Consider the following 19,136-nt stretch of genomic DNA (forward strand, 5'->3'; position numbering starts at 1 on the left):
CTGATCGGTCCCGTCGGACCGAGTTCATCTGCCCTTGGCCCGGCCGACCCGCGATCGGCGGCGGGAGTCGGTGCCGGTGTCAGTGGCCGCACGCCCAGGCCGCCGAGGCGGTGGCCCCGTCGGCCTGGGCGCGCAGGGCCCGCACCGCTTCGGCCGGGTCCGTCGCCCCGTACACCGCCGAACCCGCGACGAAGACATCCGCACCGGCCTCGGCGCACCGCTCGATGGTGGACGCGGAGACGCCGCCGTCGACCTGGAGCCACAGTTCGAGGCCGTGCTTGGAGATCAGCTCACGGGTGCGGCGGATCTTCGGCAGCATGATGTCCAGGAAGGCCTGGCCGCCGAAGCCCGGCTCCACCGTCATGATCAGCAGCATGTCGAGCTCGGGGAGCAGGTCCTCGTACGGCTCGATGGGCGTCGCGGGCTTGAGCGCCATGGAGGCGCGGGCGCCCTTGGCCCGGATCTCCCGCGCCAGCCGTACGGGGGCTGCCGCGGCCTCCGCGTGGAAGGTGACGGAACCGGCGCCGGCCTCGACGTACTGGGGAGCCCAGCGGTCCGGGTCCGCGATCATCAGATGGCAGTCCAGCGGGGTGTCCGTGGCCCGGCTGAGCGATTCGACGACCGGCACGCCGAGGGTCAGATTGGGCACGAAGTGGTTGTCCATCACATCGACGTGGAGCCAGTCGGCGCCTTCGACCGCCTTCGCCTCCTCGGCGAGACGGGCGAAGTCGGCGGACAGGATGCTGGGGTTGATCTGGGCCATGTCCCAAGCCTGCCATGTTCCGCGCCACTTCCCCGCCCCGGTGCGGGCCAAAGCCTCACGGGATCATTACAGTTCGCTCGATCCGGGCGCTCCGGCCGCACGATACGGGCGTTTCGGCCCGCGGCGGGCGCTTCGGGCGGCCCCGGCGGTGCACGGAACACGCCGGGGCCCCCGAGGCACGTCGGCCCGGTTCAGGCGGTACGTCGCAGCAGGGCCAGGTACATCGCGTCCGTGCCGTGCAGATGTGGCCACAGCTGGACGTCGGGGCCGTCGCCCAGCGCGGGCACGCCCGGCATCAGCGGGCGGGCGTCCACCCACTCGGCATCGACGGGCTGACCGCCCCGCCCCTTGAGCACGTCGTCGACGACGACCCGGGTCTCCGCAAGGTGCGGCGAGCAGGTCGCGTAGCCGACGATGCCGCCGACCCGTACGGCCTTCAACGCCTCGCGCAGCAGGCCGCGTTGGAGCGGCGCGAAGTTCTCCAGGTCCTCCTTGCGGCGCCGCCAGCGCGCCTCCGGGCGGCGGCGCAGGGCGCCGAGGCCCGAGCACGGCACGTCCATCAGGACCCGGTCGAAGCTGCCGTGCCGCCACGGCGGGCGGGTGCCGTCGGCGGTGATCACCTGGTACGGGCCGGGGTTGCCGGCCAGCGCACGCTCGACGAGACGGGCCCGGTGCGGCTGCTTCTCGGCGGCGAGCAGGGCGGCGCCCCGTTCGGCGGCGAGTGCGGCGAGCAGGGCGGCCTTGCCGCCGGGTCCCGCGCAGCCGTCGAGCCAGCGGTTGTCGCCGCCCTCCACCGGTGCGTTGGCGAGGGCGGCGGCCACCAGCTGGCTGCCCTCGTCCTGGACCCCGGCCCGGCCCTCCTGGACGGCGGTCAGGGCGCCGGGCTCGCCGCCCTCCGCCATCCGCACGGCGTACGGCGACCAGCGGCCCGGCAGGCCGTTCCCGTCGCCGAGGGCGGTGAGCAGCTCGTCGGTGGTGGAGCGGCCGGGGCGGGCGACCAGGGTGACCTCCGGCCGCTCGTTGTCCGCTTCGAGGAGGTCCTCGATCCCGGCCCGGCCGCCGCCCAGCGCGTCCCACAGGGCCGAGACGACCCAGCGCGGATGCGAGTGCACGACCGCGAGGTGGTCCTCGGCGTCCTCCTCGTACGACGGGGCCACACGGGCCACCCAGCCGTCGAGGTCGTCCGCGGTGACCTTGCGCAGCACGGCGTTGACGAACTTGGCCCGCCCCTCGCCGAGCACCACCCGGGCCAGCTCCACGCTGGCGGAGACCGCCGCGTGGGTGGGGATACGGGTGTCGAGGAGCTGGTGCACGCCCATGTTGAGCACGTCCAGGACCGGCGGGTCGACCTCGCGCAGCGGCCGGTCGATGCAGGCCGCGACGATCGCGTCGTACGTCCCCTGGCGGCGCAGCGTGCCGTAGACCAGCTCGGTCGCCAGCGCCGCGTCCCGGTTGTCGAAGTCGCCCTTGGCGCGCGCCTTCTTCAGCAGCGGGGGCAGGACGAGATTGGCGTACGCGTCCCGTTCGTCGACGGCCCTGAGGGCTTCGAAGGCGAGGAACCGGACCGGGTCCTTCTTGGGGCGGCGATGCGGCTTGGCGGGACGGCGACGCTGCTGGTCGTTCACGTGAAAGGTGCTCCGCTGATGGTGAGAGGGCGAACCCTCCCAGCCTACGTCGCCGCCCCGGCCCCGGAGGGCCTCAGCTCCCCAGCAGCTCGCCGTGGGCGATCCGCACCCCGCGGGCCCAGTCCGCGGCCCGCATCGGCTTCTTGCCCTGCGGCTGGACCCAGAGCAGCTCGACCGCGTGCGATCCGGTGCCCACGTACACGTTGTTCTTGGCGGCCGACAGCTCGCCGGGAGCCAGATCGGCGCGGTCCAGGACGGGCACGGCCTGGATCAGCTTGAGGCGTTCCCCCCGGAACAGCGTCCACGCGCCGGGAGCGGGCGTGCAGCCGCGCACCACGCGGTCGACCCGCAGGGCGGGTGCCGACCACTGCACCTGGGCGTCCTCGACGGTGATCTTCGGTGCGAGGGTGATGCCCTCCGCCGGCTGCGGCACGGCGTGCAGGGTGCCGTCCTCGATGCCGTCCATCGTCGCGGCGAGCAGCCCCGCGCCGGCGAACGCCAGCCGGGTGAGCAGGTCACCGCTGGTGTCGGTGGGACGCACCTCCTCGGTGAGGACGCCGTACACCGGTCCGGAGTCCAGCCCCTCCTCGATCAGGAAGGTCGACGCGCCGGTCACCTCGTCCCCGGCCATGACCGCGTGCTGCACGGGGGCGGCGCCGCGCCAGGCGGGCAGCAGCGAGAAGTGGAGGTTGACCCAGCCGCGGGCGGGGACGCCGAGCGCTTCCTTGGGGAGCAGCGCCCCGTAGGCGACGACCGGGCAGCAGTCCGGGGCGATCTCGCGGAGCCGGGCGAGGAAGTCCTCGTCGCGCGGCCGGGCGGGCTTGAGCACCTCGATACCGGCCTCCGCGGCGCGCTCGGCGACGGGGCTGGCGACCAGGCGGCGGCCCCGCCCGGCGGGGGCGTCGGGCCGGGTCACCACGGCGGCCACCTCGTGCCGGTCGGAGGCGATCAGGGCGTCCAGGGCGGGTACGGCTACCTCGGGGGTGCCTGCGAAGACGAGCTTCATGGGTGGCTGACTGCCTCTCGGGCCGAAACGTGCGGTGACGAGCAACGCACAAGTCTATGGGCCGGGCGGCCGGGGGGCGTACGCATGGCCGTGCGCCCCTTTGAAGGGCGCACGCGCCCCTGAAGCGTGACCAGATCCACAGCTCAGGCGTTGGTCAAGAGAGATTGACCGAAGCGAGCCGCCACGTGCGGCCCGATCCCTTTCAACGCCGGTTCGAGAGGCTTCTTCATGGCCGACCACGCAACCCACGACGCCCAAGCGAGGGCCAGTCTGCATCTGTTGGTGCGGGACATCGAGCGGGTCCGGCGGCAGGTGGACGCGCTGCGCACGCTCACCGCCCAACTGGGCAACGTCTACCGTCCGCGCCGCTCCGGCCCGTCCACGGGCTTCGTCGTCTACGGCAGGGCCCCGGCCCCCACCGTCAGGCTGGCCCAGGAACTGCGCGACAGCGTCGAGACCCTGGTCACCGCCGCAGTCGACTTCGACCGCTCGCTGGGCTTCTCCTGGGACGCGGTGGGCTCCGCGCTCGGGGTCACCAAGCAGGCCGTGCACCGCCGCTACGGCGCACGCCGCAACGCCCGCCAGCCGGGGCCGGGCGAGACCGGCACGGAGGCCGGGGTGCCGCGCTCCCTGCCCGTCGTGCCCGGCTCCGGCAACGCGCCCGCGCTGCCCGCCGTACCCGCCGCACGCTCCATGCCGCCGCAGCCGTTGGCGGACCGCCCGTCGCTGCGCGAGGACCTGCGCCCCGGCGCCTTCCCCGGCCCGCGCAACGGTTGACCACCCCGCCCACTGCCCCGCCGCGCCCGACGCACGGCGGGGCAGCCACATCTCCGCACCCCGTCACCCGATGTCCGGCGGATCCACCCTGATCCGGACCTGCTCACCGCTCCCCCGGGACATCCGCGCCGCCTGCGCGGCCTTCAACGCGGCCGCCAGCGCCGCCCCGCTGCCCGGAGGCACCCTGAGCAGCGCCCGCTCCCAGGACTCCCCCGGCGGCGCTTCCCCGGGTCTGCGGGGCCTGCCCGGTCCGGTGACCGGCACCGGGACCGGGCCCAGCACCTCGGCCTCCGGCGGCAGCTCGGCCGCCGCGAGGAAGGCGGCCAGCGCCTCCGGCGTGCCGGTCACCGCGGCCATCCGGGACACCGGGGGGAAGCCGAGCTCGGCCCGTTCCGCCAGCTCACGGCGGGCGTGTCCGACCGGGTCCCAGCGCACCAGGGCCTGTACGGGCCGCAGCGTCGGCTCGGCGACGACCACCACCGTGCCGCCCTCCGGCTGCCCGCGCACCAGCGAGGCCGCGGCCGTCCAGCGGCGCAGCGCCTCCTCGCCCGCCCGCAGATCGGGGCGGCCGACCATCGCCCAGCCGTCCAGCAGCAGCGCGGCCGCGTAGCCGCCCTCGGCGACGGGCTCGGCGCCGGGGGTGCTGACGACCAGCGCGGGCACGTCCGGCACCGAGTCGAGGATGTGGTCGCGGCCGGACGTCCGCACCGGCACGGCGGGAAACGCCCGGCCCAGCTCCTCGGCCGTCCGGCGGGCGCCGACGATCTGGGCCCGCAGCCGGTTGGAGCCGCAGGCGACGCAGTGCCAGGCGGTCTCGGCCCGCCCGCACCAGGCGCAGTCGAGATCCCGCTGGTCCGGGGCCTGGAGCGGTCCCGCGCAGTGCCGGCACCGGGCGGGCTCGCGGCAGCGCTCGCAGGCCAGCCGCGGCGCGTATCCGCGGCGTGGCACCTGGACCAGGACGGGGCCGCTGCGCAACCCGTCCCGTACCGTCTGCCAGGCCAGGCTGGGCAGCCGCGCGGCCCTCGCGGCGCCGTCCCGCGCCAGCTCCCCGTCGCCGACCGTACGCACCAGGGGCGCCGCGATCCGCAGCTGCTCCCGGTCCGCGCGCAGCGGCAGCGCCCAGCCGCTCTCCACCAGCTGGGCGGCCTCCACCGTGCAGTTCGTACCGCCGAGCAGGAACGCGCAGCGGCCGTGCGCGGCCCGTAGTTCGAGCACCTCGCGGACGTGCGGGAAGGGGGCGTTGTCGTCGCTGTGGCTGGCGTCCCCGTCGTCCCAGACGGCGACCAGGCCGAGATCGGCGACCGGCGCGAACATCGCGGCTCTGGTCCCGACGACCGCCCGCACCGAGCCGCGCCGCACGGCGAGCCACTCCCGGTACCGCTTCTCCGGTCCGGAGTCGGCGGTCAGCAGCGCGTGGCGCCCCGGGCCGAGCAGCTCGGTGAGCGCGGCGTCCACCCGCCCCGCGGCCCGGCCGTCGGGGACGACGACGAGGGCGCCGCGCCCGGACGCGAGGGTCGCGGCCATGGCCCTGGCGATCTCCTCGGGCCAGTGGGGTCCGGGCAGCGCGGTCCATACGGCCCGGGGCGCACCGCCCTCGGCCAGCGCCCGCAGGAACGCCGGCCCCTGTGCGTACCGCTGCCAGCTCCCCGCCGACGGCGCGGGCGGCGGCGGCAGGGGCTCGGGCGAGGGCCTGGATTCGGCCCTGCCGTTCCGGGGCGGCACGGCGAGCTGGAGCACATCGGCAAGGCTGCCCGCGTAACGGTCGGCGACGGCGCGCGCGAGCGCGAGCAGCTCCGGGCCCAGCACCGGTTCGGGCGATACGACGTAGGCGAGCGCCGCGAGGGCGCCCGTGTAGTCCGATTCGGCGCGCCGCTCGACGAGGAAGCCGTCGATCAGCCCGCCGCCCTCGCGTCGGCCGCCGCGCACATTGCGCCCCCCGGCCCCGAAGCGCACCCGCACCCGGACCCCGGGCTGTGCCTCGGCGTCGAGCTCCTCGGGCACCGCGTAGTCGAAGTACTGGTCGAGGTGGAGCACGCCCTTGTTGACCAGCACCCGGGCGACGGGCAGCTCCTTGGCGAGCGCGGCGCCGCGCCAGGTCCGCGGCTTGGCCCGCGGCACCTTGGTCTTGCGCACCGTCTCCCGAATCAGCGCAAGCTGCTCCGGGGCCCCGTCCCCGGAGTCCGCGGACCGCTCGTTGTCGCTGCTCACAGCCACATACCTACCAGACACCACTGACAGCGGCCCCGGCGTACAGACGGAAGGCGGCGGTCCTACAGACCGGCCGCCGCGCGCAGCGCGTCCACGCGGTCGGTGCGCTCCCAGGTGAAGTCGGGCAGCTCGCGGCCGAAGTGGCCGTAGGCCGCGGTCTGGGCGTAGATCGGGCGGAGCAGGTCGAGGTCGCGGATGATCGCGGCCGGGCGGAGGTCGAAGACCTCGCCGATGGCGTGCTCGATCTTCTCGGTGTCGACGGCGGCGGTGCCGAACGTCTCGACGAAGAGCCCGACCGGCTCGGCCTTGCCGATGGCGTACGCGACCTGCACCTCGCAACGGGCGGCGAGGCCCGCGGCGACGACGTTCTTGGCGACCCAGCGCATGGCGTACGCGGCCGAGCGGTCGACCTTCGACGGGTCCTTGCCCGAGAAGGCACCGCCGCCGTGGCGGGCCATGCCGCCGTAGGTGTCGATGATGATCTTGCGGCCGGTCAGACCGGCGTCGCCCATCGGGCCACCGATCTCGAAGCGCCCGGTCGGGTTGACCAGCAGCCGGTAGCCGTCGGTGTCCAGCTTGATGCCGTCCTCGATCAGCTGCGCGAGCACGTGCTCGACGACGAACTCGCGGATGTCGGGCGCGAGCAGCGAGTCGAGGTCGATGTCGCTGGCGTGCTGCGAGGAGACGACGACCGTGTCGAGACGGACGGCCTTGTCGCCGTCGTACTCGATGGTGACCTGGGTCTTGCCGTCGGGGCGCAGGTACGGGATGGTCCCGTTCTTGCGGACCTCGGAGAGCCGGCGGGAGAGCCGGTGCGCGAGGTAGATCGGGAGCGGCATGAGCTCGGGCGTCTCGTCGCAGGCGTAGCCGAACATCAGGCCCTGGTCGCCGGCGCCCTGCTTGTCGAGCTCGTCCTCATCGCCCTCGACCCGCTTCTCGTACGCGGTGTCGACACCCTGCGCGATGTCGGGAGACTGCGCCCCGATGGACACCGAGACACCGCAGGAGGCGCCGTCGAAGCCCTTCTTGGAGGAGTCGTAGCCGATCTCGAGGACCTTGTTGCGTACGAGGGTCGGAATGTCGGCGTAGGCCTTGGTCGTGACCTCACCCGCAACATGCACCAGACCGGTGGTGATCAAGGTCTCGACGGCGACGCGGGACCGGGGGTCCTCGCGGAGCAGCGCGTCGAGAATGGTGTCGCTGATCTGGTCAGCGATCTTGTCGGGGTGACCCTCGGTGACGGACTCCGAGGTGAAGAGACGGCGGGACACATCGCTCCCTGGGGTTGCAGCGGCTGCTGGCTGATCATTTGGCGGACGGCCGGGAGCTGCGCCCGGCATGGTCCGGCCCCAGTTTATCCGTCGCTTTCGTTCGGCGGACAACATGTCTCGCCCTTTGGGAGTTCTGTGACCTGCGGCACGGCCCGCCGACGCGGGCCGATCACCCTTGGACCATGCCATTTACGCCCATATTTCAAGGGTTTCGGCCCGGCCATCGGCAGGACACAAGAATTTCACCCGAGGCGCGACGACACGAGATCCCAGACCGTGTCGGCGAGTGCCTCCTTGGGCCCGTGGGGCACCTGGGTCTCACCGCCGTCGGCCGCGAGCACGACCGCCTCGTTCTCCTCGGAGCCGAAGGTCCGGCGCTCCCCCACCTCGTTGACGACGAGGAGATCGCAGCCCTTGCGGCGGAGCTTCTCCCGGCCGTTGGCGAGGACGTCGTCGGTCTCGGCGGCGAATCCGACGACGATCTGCTCCGGTCGGGCGCGTTCGCCGGCCACCTCGGCGAGGATGTCGGGGTTGCGGACGAGCGTGATGGGCGCGGGCTCCTGGCCGTCCTTCTTCTTGATCTTCCCCGTGGCGTACTCGGCGGGGCGGAAGTCGGCGACCGCCGCCGCCATCACGACCACGTCGGCGTCCGCTGCGGCCTTCAGCACGGCCTCGCGGAGCTGCACCGCGGTCCCCGTGTGCAGGACGTCGGCGCCGGCCGGGTCGGGCAGGCCGGTGTTGGCCTCGACGAGGGTGACCCGGGCGCCGCGGGCGACCGCGGTACGGGCCAGGGCGTAGCCCTGCTTGCCGGAGGAACGGTTGCCGAGGTAGCGCACCGGGTCGAGCGGCTCGCGCGTACCGCCCGCGCTGATGACCACGTGGCGGCCGGCCAGGTCGGCCTCGACGGGCCCGCGGGCCAGCACCCGGCGGCAGACCTCGAAGATCTCCCCGGGATCGGGCAGCCGGCCCTTGCCGGTGTCGACGCCGGTGAGCCGGCCGACGGCGGGCTCGATGACGACGGCACCCCGGCGGCGCAGGGTGGCGACGTTCTCCTGGGTGGCGGGGTGCTCCCACATCTCGGTGTGCATGGCGGGCGCGAAGACGACCGGACAGCGGGCGGTGAGGAGCGTGTTGGTGAGCAGGTCGTCGGCGAGACCGTGGGCCGCCTTGGCGAGCATGTCGGCGGTGGCGGGGGCGACGACGACCAGATCGGCGCCCTGCCCGATCCTGACGTGCGGCACCTCGTGGACGTCGTTCCAGACCTCGGTGGACACCGGGTGGCCGGAGAGCGCCGACCAGGTGGCCGCTCCCACGAAGTGCAGCGAGGACTCGGTCGGCACGACGCGCACGTCATGACCGGACTCGGTCAGCCGGCGCAACAGTTCGCACGCCTTGTACGCGGCGATGCCCCCGCTGACCCCCAGAACGACCTTCGGCTTGTCCACTGTGTCTCCCCGCACTCGGATACGAACACCCCCATGCTGCCTCACCGCACCCGGTCCGATGCTGTCGCCCCGGACACACCTCAGGCCCGGCAGCCGTGGCCGCCGGGCCTGAGGTGAAGGTGCAATTCCTGCTTACTGCGCGGGGCCCTCGATGGCCTCGGAGGTGAGCAGGCCCGCGTTGATCTCGCGGAGCGCGATCGAGAGCGGCTTCTCGTGCACGTGCGTGTCGACGAGCGGACCGACGTACTCCAGGAGACCCTCGCCGAGCTGCGAGTAGTACGCGTTGATCTGACGGGCGCGCTTGGCGGCGTAGATCACGAGGCTGTACTTCGAGTCGGTGGCCTCGAGGAGCTCATCAATCGGCGGGTTGATGATGCCCTCGGGCGTGGTGATGGAAGAGGACACTCTCTGCCTTCCGAAGGGGGTAAAGATCAAGGAGATCCTTGACGGTGCGGAGTTCCGCGGTGATGTGCGTGCCGACTTCGTCAGCCGTTGTGCGTCAATCTTGTGCGTCAGTCATTGTCGGCACGGTGGCCGCAAGCCTCCAGCATCAAGGCTAGCAGCTCACGGGCCACATCCTCGACGGAGGTATTGACCAGCGTCGTGTCGAACTCGGACTCGGCAGCCAGTTCGATCTTGGCGGCGGCGAGCCGGCGCTCGATCACCTCGGGCGCCTCGGTCCCGCGGCCGGTGAGCCGACGGACCAGTTCGTCCCAGCTCGGCGGGGCCAGGAAGACCAGCTGTGCGTCCGACATCGACTGCCGGACCAGCCGGGCGCCCTGGAGATCGATCTCCAGCAGCACCGGCTCGCCCGCCTCCAGGCGGTCGAGCACGGCGCGGCGGGGCGTGCCGTAGCGGTTGCCCGCGAATTCGGCCCACTCCAGCAGCTCGCCGTTGGCGATCAGCTTGTCGAACTCCTCGTTGTCCACGAAGAAGTAGTGGACACCGTTGCGCTCGCCGGGGCGCGGCTTGCGGGTCGTCGCCGACACCGAGAGCCAGACCTCGGGGTGGACCTTGCGCATATGAGCGACGACCGTGCTCTTGCCGACCCCGGAGGGGCCGGAGAGCACGGTCAGCCGCGGACGTACGTCCGGGGGTACGGGGGACGTCCCCCGGGATGTTGCAGCCATGGAGCGATTATCCAGGTTCTCAGGAGTGCCTGAGAACGTCAGGCGGCGCTGCCGCCGAACTCTCGCTCCAGGGATGCGATCTGATTGGAGCCGAGACCCCGGACCCGGCGGCTCTCGGAGATGCCGAGCCGCTCCATGATCTGCTTGGCGCGGACCTTGCCCACGCCCGGCAGGGACTCCAGGAGGGCGGAGACCTTCATCTTGCCGATGACGTCGTTCTCCTGGCCCTGCTTGATGACCTCGTGGAGGGAGGCGCCGGAGTGCTTGAGTCGATTCTTGACCTCGGCCCGCTCCCGGCGAGCCGCGGCGGCCTTTTCGAGCGCGGCTGCGCGCTGTTCAGGGGTAAGGGGCGGAAGAGCCACGCCTACGTCACCTCGGATGTCGATCTGTCGGATACGGACCAGTGAGGAAGCTGAACGCTCCCCACCAGGTGAGCGACGGACAACTTGTGTACGTCGGCTCTCGACGGAGACTAGCGGCCAAGGCCGCCCGAGTCAGCGAGAACCAACGAAAAGTCCTGGTCAGCCTTGGCCGACCAGGACATTTCTGGCATAACTACCGAGTTTTTTGGTCAGGAAAGAGTCAACACCCTGTTACGTGGCATGGTCACCTACCCGCCACGGCTGCCCGGACCTCGTCCGTGAGCCGCTCGGCGGCCTCGCGCAGCCCTGCCACGTCCGGCCCCTGGCTCAGTACGCCGCGGCTCACGCTGGGCACCACATTGCCCACCGAGGCGCCGAACACACCGGGCAGATCCGCGGGCGTCGCGCCCTGCGCCCCGATCCCGGGAGCGAGCAGCGGGCCGTTGATCGCCAGGTTCACCCCCGCGTCCCCGAGCGTGGCTCCGACCACCGCGCCGACGGAGCCGAGCGGGGTCATGCCCTCGTTCTCGGCGGCCATGTGGTCGAGCATGAGCTGGGCCAGTGAACGGCCGTCGGCGGCGGTGGCGCGCTGCACCTCGGCGCCCTCCGGGTTGGAGGTGAGGGCGAGCACGAAGACGCCCGCGCCGGAGAGGACCGCCGCGTCGAGCGCCGGGCGCAGCGAGCCGAAGCCGAGGTACGGCGAGACGGTGACCGCGTCCGAGAACAGCGGCGAGTCCTTCTCCAGGTAGGTCGCCGCGTAGGCGCCCATGGTGGAGCCGATGTCCCCGCGCTTGGCGTCCATCAGCACCAGCGCGCCGGCCGCCCGCGCCTCCTCGACCGCCTTCTCCAGGACGGCGATGCCGCGGGAGCCGAAGCGCTCGAAGAACGCGGACTGCGGCTTGAGCACGGCGACCCGGTCGGCCAGTGCCTCGACGACCGTACGCGTGAAGCGTTCGAGCCCGGCGACGTCGTCGTTCAGGCCCCAGGCGGTGAGCAGCGAGGCGTGCGGGTCGATGCCGACGCACAGCGGCCCGCGGGTGTCCATGGCGCGGCGCAGGCGCGCGCCGAACGGTTCGGGGCTCATGCGGTGGCCTTCCTGGTTTCTGCGCCGACGGCTTCGGCGAGGGTGGCGTACGGGGAGGCGGCCAGGCGCGCGGCCAGGCCCTTGTGGATCGCGCGGGCGTAGAACGGCCCCTCGTAGATGAAGGCGCTGTAGCCCTGGACGAGCGTGGCGCCCGCGAGGATGCGCTGCCAGGCGTCCTCGGCGTTCTCGATGCCGCCGACGCCGACCAGGGTGATCCGGTCGCCCACGCGCGCGTAGAGGCGGCTCAGGACCTCCAGGGAGCGTGCCTTGAGGGGCGCGCCGGAGAGCCCGCCGGTCTCCCCGGTCAGGGACGGCGCGGACTTCAGGCCGAGGCTGTCGCGGGCGATGGTGGTGTTGGTCGCGATGATGCCGTCCAGACCCAGCTCGACCGCGAGATCGGCGACCGCGTCGACGTCCTCGTCCGCGAGGTCCGGGGCGATCTTGACGAGCAGCGGAACCCGCCGCCCGGTGACGGTCCGGTCGGCCGCCTCGCGCACGGCGCCGAGCAGGGGCCGCAGCGCCTCGGTGGCCTGGAGGTTGCGCAGCCCCGGAGTGTTGGGCGAGGAGACGTTCACGACCAGGTAGTCGGCGTGGGCGGCGAGGCGCTCGGTGGACTTCACGTAGTCGCCGGCCGCTTCGGCCTCCGGCACGACCTTCGTCTTGCCGATGTTGACGCCGACCGTGGTCCGGAAGACCGGCCTGCGGGCGGCCAGCCGCGCGGCGACGGCCGCGGAGCCCTCGTTGTTGAAGCCCATGCGGTTGATCAGCGCGCGGTCCGCGACGAGGCGGAAGAGGCGCTTCTTGGGGTTGCCGGGCTGCGGCTCGCCGGTGACCGTACCGATCTCGATGTGGTCGAAGCCGAGCATCGACATGCCGTCGATCGCGACGGCGTTCTTGTCGAAACCGGCGGCGAGGCCGAAGGGGCCGTGCATCCGCAGGCCGAGGGCCTCGGTGCGCAGCTCCTTGTACCGGGGCGCGAGCGCGGCGGCGACGAAGGCGCGCAGTACCGGGATGCGGGCGGCGAGGCGGATCCACCGGAAGGCCAGGTGGTGGGCCTGTTCCGGGTCCATCCGCTTGAAGACCAGCCGGAAGAAGAACTTGTACATCGGGAGTGTCCTCACAGAGAGGGGGACACCGTTTCCGGTGTCCCCCCTGCCGGTCTGCTAGTCGCGGGCCGCGGTCAGATGTTCCGCGTGTTCCTGGAGGGACCTGACGCCGACGCCTCCGTGGGTGAGCGCGTCGATGCCCTGGACGGCGGCGGCGAGCGCCTGGACCGTCGTCAGGCACGGCACGGACCGGGCCACGGCCGCGGTGCGGATCTCGTAGCCGTCGAGGCGGCCGCCCGTTCCGTACGGCGTGTTGACGATGAGGTCGACCTCGCCGTCGTGGATCAGCTGGACAATGGTCCGCTCGCCCTGCGGGCCCACGCCCTCGGACTGCTTGCGCACGATCGTGGCGTTGATGCCGTTGCGCTTGAGGACCTCGGCGGTGCCGGAGGTGGCGAGCAGCTCGAAGCCGTGGGCGACGAGTTCACGCGCCGGGAAGATCATCGAGCGCTTGTCGCGGTTGGCGACCGAGATGAAGGCGCGGCCCTTGGTGGGCAGCGGCCCGTAGGCGCCGGCCTGCGACTTGGCGTACGCCGTGCCGAAGACCGAGTCGATGCCCATGACCTCGCCGGTGGAGCGCATCTCCGGGCCGAGGACGGTGTCGACGCCGCGGCCGTGGATGTCGCGGAAGCGCGACCACGGCATGACGGCCTCCTTGACGGAGATCGGCGCGTCCATCGGGAGGGTGCCGCCGTCGCCGTTCGCCGGGAGCAGGCCCTCCGCGCGCAGCTCGGCGACGGTCGCGCCCAGCGAGATGCGGGCGGCGGCCTTGGCGAGCGGGACCGCGGTCGCCTTCGAGGTGAAGGGGACGGTGCGCGAGGCGCGCGGGTTGGCCTCCAGGACGTAGAGGATGTCGCCGGAAAGCGCGAACTGGATGTTGATCAGCCCGCGTACACCGACGCCCTTGGCGATGCCCTCGGTGGAGGCCCGCAGCCGCTTGATGTCGTGGCCGCCGAGCGTGATCGGGGGCAGCGCGCAGGCGGAGTCGCCGGAGTGGATGCCGGCTTCCTCGATGTGCTCCATCACGCCGCCGAGGTAGAGCTCGGTGCCGTCGTAGAGCGCGTCGACGTCGATCTCGATCGCGTCGTCGAGGAAGCGGTCGACCAGGACCGGCCGGGTGGGGCTGATCTCGGTGGACTCGGCGATGTACGAGGAGAGCCGCGTCTCGTCGTACACGATCTCCATGCCGCGGCCGCCGAGCACGTAGCTGGGGCGTACGAGGACGGGGTAGCCGATCTCGTCGGCGATGGCCTTGGCCTCGTCGAAGGTGGTGGCCGTGCCGTGCTTCGGGGCCGGGAGCCCGGCCTCGGCCAGGACGCGGCCGAAGGCGCCGCGGTCCTCGGCGGCGTGGATGGCCTCCGGGGACGTGCCGACGACCGGCACGCCGTTGTCCTTGAGCGCCTGCGACAGGCCCAGCGGGGTCTGGCCGCCGAGCTGGACGATGACGCCGGCGACCGGACCGGCGAGGGTCTCCGCGTGCACGATCTCCAGCACGTCCTCGAGCGTCAGCGGCTCGAAGTACAGGCGGTCGGAGGTGTCGTAGTCGGTGGAGACGGTCTCCGGGTTGCAGTTGACCATCACGGTCTCGTAGCCCGCGTCGCTCAGCGCGAAGGAGGCGTGGACGCAGGAGTAGTCGAACTCGATGCCCTGGCCGATGCGGTTGGGGCCGGAGCCGAGGATGATCACCGCGGGCCTGGTGCGGGACGCGACCTCGCTCTCCTCGTCGTAACTGGAGTAGAAGTACGGCGTCTTCGCGGCGAACTCGGCGGCGCAGGTGTCGACCGTCTTGTAGACCGGGCGGATACCGAGCGCGTGCCGCACCTCGCGCACGACGTCCTCGCGCAGGCTGCGGATGTCGGCGATCTGCGCGTCGGAGAAGCCGTGCCGCTTGGCCTCGGCGAGCAGCTCGGGGCCGAGCTTGTCGGCGGCGGCGAGCTCGTCGGCGATCTCCTTGATCAGGAAGAGCTGGTCGACGAACCAGGGGTCGATCTTCGTGGCGTCGAAGACCTCTTCCTGGGTGGCGCCGGCCCGGATCGCCTGCATGACGGTGTTGATCCGGCCGTCGGTCGGGCGGACCGCCTCGGCCAGCAGCTCGGCCTTGTCGCCGGGCTCACCGGTGAAGGAGAACTGCGAGCCCTTCTTCTCCAGCGAGCGCAGCGCCTTCTGGAGCGCCTCGGTGAAGTTCCGGCCGATCGCCATGGCCTCGCCCACCGACTTCATGGTGGTGGTGAGGGTGGAATCGGCGGAGGGGAACTTCTCGAAGGCGAACCGCGGGGCCTTGACGACGACGTAGTCGAGGGTCGGCTCGAAGGAGGCCGGGGTCTTCTCGGTGATGTCGTTGGGGATCTCGTCGAGCGTGTAGCCGACGGCCAGCTTGGCGGCGATCTTGGCGATCGGGAAGCCGGTGGCCTTCGAGGCGAGCGCCGAGGAGCGGGAGACGCGCGGGTTCATCTCGATCACGATGACCCGGCCGTCGGCCGGGTCGATGGCGAACTGGATGTTGCAGCCGCCGGTGTCGACGCCGACCTCGCGGATGATCGCGATGCCGATGTCGCGCAGCCGCTGGTACTCGCGGTCGGTGAGCGTCATCGCCGGGGCGACGGTGATCGAGTCGCCCGTGTGGACGCCCATCGGGTCGAAGTTCTCGATGGAGCAGACGACCACGACGTTGTCGTTCTTGTCGCGCATCAGCTCCAGCTCGTACTCCTTCCAGCCGAGGATGGACTCCTCCAGGAGCACTTCGGTGGTCGGCGAGAGCGTGAGGCCCTGTCCGGCGATACGGCGCAGCTCGTCCTCGTCGTGCGCGAAGCCGGAGCCGGCGCCGCCCATGGTGAAGGACGGGCGGACGACGACGGGGTAGCCGCCGAGGGTGTCGACGCCCTTGATGACGTCGTCCATGGAGTGGCAGATGACCGAGCGGGCGGACTCGCCGTAGCCGATCTTCGCCTTGACGGCCTCGACGACGCCCTTGAAGAGGTCGCGGTCCTCGCCCTTGTTGATGGCCTCGACGTTGGCGCCGATGAGCTCGACGCCGTACTTCTCCAGGACACCGTTCTCGTGCATGGAGATCGCGGTGTTGAGCGCGGTCTGGCCGCCCAGGGTCGGGAGCAGCGCGTCGGGGCGCTCCTTGGCGATGATCTTCTCGACGAACTCGGGGGTGATCGGCTCGACGTACGTGGCGTCGGCGATCTCCGGGTCGGTCATGATCGTCGCCGGGTTGGAGTTCACCAGGATGACGCGCAGGCCCTCGGCCTTGAGTACGCGGCAGGCCTGGGTTCCGGAGTAGTCGAACTCGGCGGCCTGGCCGATGACGATCGGGCCGGAGCCGATGACCAGGACGGACTGGATATCGGAGCGCTTAGGCACGCTGGCCCTCCATCAGGGAGACGAAACGGTCGAAGAGGTACGCGGCGTCGTGCGGGCCCGCGGCTGCTTCGGGGTGGTACTGGACGCTGAAGGCCGGCTGGTCGAGGAGCTGGAGCCCCTCGACGACCTGGTCGTTCAGGCAGACGTGGGAGACCTCGGCGCGGCCGAACTTCGTCTCGGACACCTTGTCGAGCGGGGCGTCGACGGCGAAGCCGTGGTTGTGCGCGGTGACCTCGACCTTGCCGGTCGTACGGTCCTGCACGGGCTGGTTGATGCCGCGGTGGCCGTACTTCAGCTTGTAGGTGCCGAAGCCGAGGGCGCGGCCCAGGATCTGGTTGCCGAAGCAGATACCGAAGAGCGGGGTCTTCCGCTCCAGGACGCCCTGCATGACGGAGACCGGGTGGTCGGCGGTGGCCGGGTCGCCGGGGCCGTTGGAGAAGAACACGCCGTCGGGCTCGACCGCGTACACCTCCTCCAGGGTGGCGGAGGCGGGCAGCACGTGCACCTCGATGCCGCGCTCGGCCATCCGGTGCGGGGTCATGCCCTTGATGCCGAGGTCGATCGCGGCGACGGTGAACTTCTTGGTGCCGATCGCGGGGACGACGTACGTCTCCTTGGTGGCGACCTCGGCGGAGAGGTCGGCGCCCACCATCTCGGGGGCCTGCTGGACGCGGGCCAGCAGCGTGGCCTCGTCGGCGACGGCGTCGCCGGAGAAGATGCCGACGCGCATGGCGCCGCGCTCGCGCAGGTGGCGGGTGAGCGCGCGGGTGTCGATGCCGCTGATGCCGACGACGCCCTGGCGTTCCAGCTCCTCGTCCAGCGAGCGCCGGGAGCGCCAGTTGGAGGGCACCCGGGCGGGGTCGCGGACGACGTAACCGGAGACCCAGATCCGTCCGGACTCGGGGTCCTCGTCGTTCACCCCGGTGTTCCCGACGTGCGGGGCGGTCATCACGACGACCTGGCGGTGGTACGAGGGGTCGGTCAGCGTCTCCTGGTAGCCGGTCATGCCGGTGGAGAAAACCGCCTCGCCGAAGGTCTCCCCCACGGCCCCGTAGGCGCGGCCGCGGAAGGTGCGGCCGTCCTCCAGGACGAGTACGGCGGGAGCTTTGGCGGCTCCCCGGGTGGAGATCGTCATCGTGCGGTGCCTTCCGTAGTGCTGGTGAGTTGGTTGATGGCCTCGACCCAGGCCGGGTGCTCGGCCGAGCGGTCGGAGCGGAAGCCGGAGTCGATCAGCTTGTCGCCGTGCGCCCAGGTGATGATCAGCAGGCCGCCCTCGGGGAGGACCTTGCCGGCGATGCCCTTGTCGAGCCGGGCCTCGCGCAGTGCGGCGGCCGGCACGAAGAAGTCGGCCGCCCCGGGGCGTACGACGTCGAGGCCCTCACCGGTCAGGGTGAGCTCGACGCGGCTTCGGGTGCCGAGGCCGTGGGCGACGATCCGGTCGAGCCACTGCCCGGCGGTGGTCGAGGCGTGGTACCGGCCGGCCAGCGTGAGCAGCTTCTCGCCGTCCGCGAACCCTTCGGGGGTGGAGTCGAGTTCCGGCAGGCCGGACTGGAGGCTGCCCCGCCACTTCCATCCCTGGCGCATCAGCCAGTAGACGAAGGCGATCAGGACGAGCAGTCCGACGACCCAGCTGATCCGGGCGGACCAGTCGGTCACCTCGGCCGACTTCTGCTCGGCAGCGAGCTGGTACAGGGGGATGAGTGATGTCACGCGAGCTTCCCGTCGACGACCGTTGCACGGCCCCGCAGGAAGGTGTGGGTGACTCGGCCCGGCAGCTCGCGCCCCTCGTACGGAGTGTTGCGGCTGCGGGAGGCGAAGCCCGCGGGGTCCACGACACCACGGTAAGCCGGATCGACCAGGGTGAGGTTGGCGGGTTCGCCCGCCGAGAGGGGCCGGCCGTGTCCGTCGAGGCGGCCGATGGCGGCCGGGCGGAACGACATCCGGTCGGCAACCCCCGCCCAGTCGATCAGTCCGGTGTCGACCATCGTCTGCTGGACCACGGACAGAGCGGTCTCCAGGCCCACCATGCCCATGGCGGCGGCGGCCCACTCGCAGTCCTTGTCCTCGTGCGGGTGCGGGGCGTGGTCGGTGGCGACGCAGTCGATGGTGCCGTCGGCCAGCGCCTCGCGCAGGGCCATGACGTCGGCCTCGGTGCGCAGCGGCGGGTTCACCTTGTAGACCGGGTCGTAGGACCGTACGAGCTCGTCGGTGAGGAGCAGGTGGTGCGGGGTGACCTCGGCGGTGACGCTCCAGCCCTTGGACTTGGCCCAGCGGACGATCTCGACGGAACCGGCGGTCGACAGGTGGCAGATGTGCACCCGGGAGCCGACGTGGGCGGCGAGCAGGACGTCGCGGGCGATGATCGACTCCTCGGCGACGGCGGGCCAGCCGCCGAGACCGAGTTCGGCGGAGACGACGCCCTCGTTCATCTGGGCGCCCTCGGTGAGGCGGGGCTCCTGGGCGTGCTGGGCGACGACGCCGTCGAAGGCCTTCACGTACTCCAGCGCGCGGCGCATGATCACCGCGTCGTCGACGCACTTGCCGTCGTCGGAGAAGACCTTCACTCCGGCGGCCGAATCGTGCATGGCGCCGAGCTCGGCGAGCTTCTTGCCCTCCAGGCCGACCGTGACGGCGCCGATCGGCTGCACGTCGCAGTAGCCGGACTCCTTGCCGAGCCGCCAGACCTGCTCCACGACACCGGCGGTGTCGGCGACCGGGAAGGTGTTGGCCATGGCGTGGACGGCGGTGAAGCCGCCGACGGCAGCTGCCTTCGTCCCGGTGAGGACGGTCTCGGAGTCCTCGCGGCCGGGCTCGCGCAGGTGGGTGTGGAGGTCGACCAGGCCGGGCAGCAGGATCCGGCCCTCGGCCTCGACGACGGTCGCGTCACCGGCGTCGAGGCCGGTGCCGACCGCGGCGATGGTCTCGCCGTCGATGAGGACGTCCTGGGGTTCGTCGCCGAGGATCTTCGCGCCGCGGATAAGGATCTTGCTCAT

General features: G+C 71.9%; 16 protein-coding genes. 1 reads left to right on the forward strand and 15 read right to left on the reverse strand.

Translation table 11 applies throughout. The annotated features are described in order from the left end of the window. Positions 1–79 precede the first annotated feature (79 nt). The 3 genes from rpe to fmt form a co-directional block, all read right to left on the reverse strand. Complete coding sequence (rpe, locus tag ACFVX4_RS10325) at positions 80–763, reverse strand: ribulose-phosphate 3-epimerase (protein ID WP_389974149.1); 684 nt, start codon at positions 761–763, stop codon at positions 80–82. A 191-nt stretch (positions 764–954) separates the two neighbouring features. Further along, positions 955–2,388, reverse strand: a complete 1,434-nt coding sequence (locus tag ACFVX4_RS10330) for an RsmB/NOP family class I SAM-dependent RNA methyltransferase (RefSeq protein WP_389974152.1) — start codon at positions 2,386–2,388, stop codon at positions 955–957. A gap of 73 nt (positions 2,389–2,461) precedes the next feature. Continuing rightward, positions 2,462–3,394 (reverse strand): methionyl-tRNA formyltransferase, encoded by a 933-nt coding sequence (gene fmt / locus ACFVX4_RS10335; protein ID WP_389974155.1) that lies wholly within the window; start codon positions 3,392–3,394, stop codon positions 2,462–2,464. Positions 3,395–3,622: 228 nt separating this feature from the next. On the opposite strand from fmt, the gene ACFVX4_RS10340 reads away from it, so the two are divergent. Then, complete coding sequence (locus ACFVX4_RS10340; protein ID WP_389974158.1) at positions 3,623–4,171, forward strand: hypothetical protein; 549 nt, start codon at positions 3,623–3,625, stop codon at positions 4,169–4,171. Positions 4,172–4,234: 63 nt separating this feature from the next. On the opposite strand, the gene ACFVX4_RS10345 is transcribed toward ACFVX4_RS10340, so the two are convergent. From ACFVX4_RS10345 to ACFVX4_RS10400, 12 genes are all read right to left on the reverse strand, one after another. Next, positions 4,235–6,379 carry a primosomal protein N' gene (locus ACFVX4_RS10345; protein WP_389974161.1) on the reverse strand — a complete coding sequence of 715 codons (2,145 nt, stop codon included), beginning with the start codon at positions 6,377–6,379 and terminating at the stop codon, positions 4,235–4,237. Between the two features lie 62 nt (positions 6,380–6,441). After that, positions 6,442–7,650, reverse strand: a complete 1,209-nt coding sequence (gene metK, locus ACFVX4_RS10350) for a methionine adenosyltransferase (protein WP_266422003.1) — start codon at positions 7,648–7,650, stop codon at positions 6,442–6,444. 242 nt (positions 7,651–7,892) lie between these two features. Next, the gene (coaBC, locus tag ACFVX4_RS10355; protein WP_389974164.1) at positions 7,893–9,095 is read right to left on the reverse strand and encodes a bifunctional phosphopantothenoylcysteine decarboxylase/phosphopantothenate--cysteine ligase CoaBC; all 1,203 of its coding nucleotides are present in this window, start codon (positions 9,093–9,095) and stop codon (positions 7,893–7,895) included. 132 nt (positions 9,096–9,227) lie between these two features. Then, positions 9,228–9,500 carry a DNA-directed RNA polymerase subunit omega gene (gene rpoZ / locus ACFVX4_RS10360; RefSeq protein WP_003970369.1) on the reverse strand — a complete coding sequence of 91 codons (273 nt, stop codon included), beginning with the start codon at positions 9,498–9,500 and terminating at the stop codon, positions 9,228–9,230. Positions 9,501–9,607: 107 nt separating this feature from the next. Beyond that, entirely contained in the window at positions 9,608–10,225 is a 618-nt protein-coding gene (gene gmk, locus ACFVX4_RS10365; RefSeq protein WP_389974167.1) for a guanylate kinase, read from the reverse strand. A gap of 38 nt (positions 10,226–10,263) precedes the next feature. Continuing rightward, positions 10,264–10,587 carry an integration host factor gene (locus ACFVX4_RS10370; RefSeq protein ID WP_014157387.1) on the reverse strand — a complete coding sequence of 108 codons (324 nt, stop codon included), beginning with the start codon at positions 10,585–10,587 and terminating at the stop codon, positions 10,264–10,266. A gap of 244 nt (positions 10,588–10,831) precedes the next feature. Beyond that, on the reverse strand, positions 10,832–11,671 hold the full coding sequence (gene pyrF, locus ACFVX4_RS10375) for an orotidine-5'-phosphate decarboxylase (RefSeq protein WP_389974170.1): 840 nt from the start codon (positions 11,669–11,671) through the stop codon (positions 10,832–10,834). Then, entirely contained in the window at positions 11,668–12,777 is a 1,110-nt protein-coding gene (locus tag ACFVX4_RS10380; RefSeq protein WP_389974173.1) for a quinone-dependent dihydroorotate dehydrogenase, read from the reverse strand. The genes pyrF and ACFVX4_RS10380 overlap by 4 nt, the downstream gene beginning before the upstream one ends. A gap of 57 nt (positions 12,778–12,834) precedes the next feature. Next, positions 12,835–16,143: a carbamoyl-phosphate synthase large subunit gene (gene carB, locus ACFVX4_RS10385; protein WP_389974176.1), complete on the reverse strand. Its 3,309-nt coding sequence runs from the start codon at positions 16,141–16,143 to the stop codon at positions 12,835–12,837. Further along, positions 16,136–17,278 (reverse strand): glutamine-hydrolyzing carbamoyl-phosphate synthase small subunit, encoded by a 1,143-nt coding sequence (gene carA, locus ACFVX4_RS10390; protein ID WP_389974179.1) that lies wholly within the window; start codon positions 17,276–17,278, stop codon positions 16,136–16,138. The genes carB and carA overlap by 8 nt, the downstream gene beginning before the upstream one ends. Continuing rightward, a complete protein-coding gene (locus ACFVX4_RS10395; RefSeq protein ID WP_389974181.1) occupies positions 17,275–17,853 on the reverse strand; it encodes a hypothetical protein in 579 nt (192 codons plus the stop codon). Before ACFVX4_RS10395 ends, carA begins: the two co-directional genes overlap by 4 nt. Then, a complete protein-coding gene (locus ACFVX4_RS10400; RefSeq protein WP_389974184.1) occupies positions 17,850–19,136 on the reverse strand; it encodes a dihydroorotase in 1,287 nt (428 codons plus the stop codon). Before ACFVX4_RS10400 ends, ACFVX4_RS10395 begins: the two co-directional genes overlap by 4 nt.

It is taken from the genome of Streptomyces sp. NPDC058240, from assembly GCF_042882135.1.
In the GTDB taxonomy this organism is placed as follows: Bacteria; Actinomycetota; Actinomycetes; order Streptomycetales; family Streptomycetaceae; genus Streptomyces.

What these genes read in the sequence shown, in the direction of transcription:
- fmt (WP_389974155.1), bottom strand. Translation starts at nt 3,394, where the DNA reads ATGAAGCTCGTCTTCGCAGGCACCCCCGAGGTAGCCGTACCCGCCCTG.
- ACFVX4_RS10340 (WP_389974158.1), top strand. Translation starts at nt 3,623, where the DNA reads ATGGCCGACCACGCAACCCACGACGCCCAAGCGAGGGCCAGTCTGCAT.
- ACFVX4_RS10400 (WP_389974184.1), bottom strand. Translation starts at nt 19,136, where the DNA reads ATGAGCAAGATCCTTATCCGCGGCGCGAAGATCCTCGGCGACGAACCC.
- rpe (WP_389974149.1), bottom strand. Translation starts at nt 763, where the DNA reads ATGGCCCAGATCAACCCCAGCATCCTGTCCGCCGACTTCGCCCGTCTC.
- carA (WP_389974179.1), bottom strand. Translation starts at nt 17,278, where the DNA reads ATGACGATCTCCACCCGGGGAGCCGCCAAAGCTCCCGCCGTACTCGTC.
- pyrF (WP_389974170.1), bottom strand. Translation starts at nt 11,671, where the DNA reads ATGAGCCCCGAACCGTTCGGCGCGCGCCTGCGCCGCGCCATGGACACC.
- gmk (WP_389974167.1), bottom strand. Translation starts at nt 10,225, where the DNA reads ATGGCTGCAACATCCCGGGGGACGTCCCCCGTACCCCCGGACGTACGT.
- ACFVX4_RS10380 (WP_389974173.1), bottom strand. Translation starts at nt 12,777, where the DNA reads ATGTACAAGTTCTTCTTCCGGCTGGTCTTCAAGCGGATGGACCCGGAA.